Raw genomic sequence first — 1061 nt, forward strand, 5'->3', positions numbered from 1 at the left:
CCACCGGAGCCACTCCAGGTAGTCGAGGCAGTCCGCATCGGTGCGAAACCAGGACTGGAACTCGCCCGCAGTCCGCGGATAATCAACGCCAGCATGAGGGTAAGTCACCCTTGGAGTTTACTCCGGTCAAGTGGAGACCCCAGAGGACCCTAATGAGGCGCTACATCCGTCTCATCGGCATGTGCCGTTGAGGTCTGCCCATGGCTGTGAAGGTCACGATTCGTGGCAAATCGTCGGATGCCGTTCCCCCCGCTTCAGGGAGGGCGTCTTGGGCTGTTGACGCTGTGCGAGCAAGCGCGCGACGGACAGATGCGGCTTTTTCGGATCATGGGTGCGCGTTGGAGGCGTGTGCTTCGGACCACGTGGATGCTTGCGGTACTTGCGCAACTGCACCTGTTGCGCGGTGGCGAGCAACCAGGCGGCCATCGCCTCGGGCGTGAACGTTTGAAACACGGCCCATTCCTCAGGCGTGATCAGGGTGTTGAGGCACGCGTCCACGCACGCCATTTCGTTAACGAGATAGTAGCCGGAGACCTCGCTATCGACCGTCTCGGCACCATGCACCTGACGCAGCGTCGCCTTGATCACCGCCAAGGCGTTGTAGGCGACGATGGCCATGGCCAATCCGAACAGGGCGGCGGGCGGATAGGCCAGGGTCTTAATCTCGCAGCGCAACTCGGTGGTCACATGCAAGAAGGCCTTTTCCAGGGTCCAGCGCTCGCGGTAGAGGGCCGCGACCAGCGCCGCGTCGGCCGCCGCCTCGGGCAGTGTCGTCAACAGGTACAGCGTGGTCTCGCCCTCGCGCGTCGGGCTGTTCAGCTGCAGGCGAATCCGGCGCAGCTCCAGGCGCTGCACGCCATCAGGGGCGGGGATGCTCACACGCTGCTCGCTGAGTTGCCCCTCGGCGGTGGTGGCGACCAAGCGCATCGGCTCAAGCGGTTGGCAGGGGATCTGCTGGTGCTCGCGCACCAGCACCGCCGCGCCGCGTTGGTGCAGATCCCAGATCCAGGAGGCGACACAGAAGTTGCGATCGGCGATCCACAGATCCCCTGCCTCGATCG

The 1061-nt window shown here is 64.3% G+C and carries 1 pseudogene; it reads right to left on the reverse strand.

The annotated features are described in order from the left end of the window. Window positions 1-213 precede the first annotated feature (213 nt). Window positions 214-1061, reverse strand: a pseudogene (locus CKO23_RS24880) (IS4 family transposase); the annotation flags it as partial.

Source organism: Thiocystis violacea (assembly GCF_016583565.1).
Classification (GTDB): Bacteria; Pseudomonadota; Gammaproteobacteria; order Chromatiales; family Chromatiaceae; genus Thiorhodococcus; species Thiorhodococcus violaceus_A.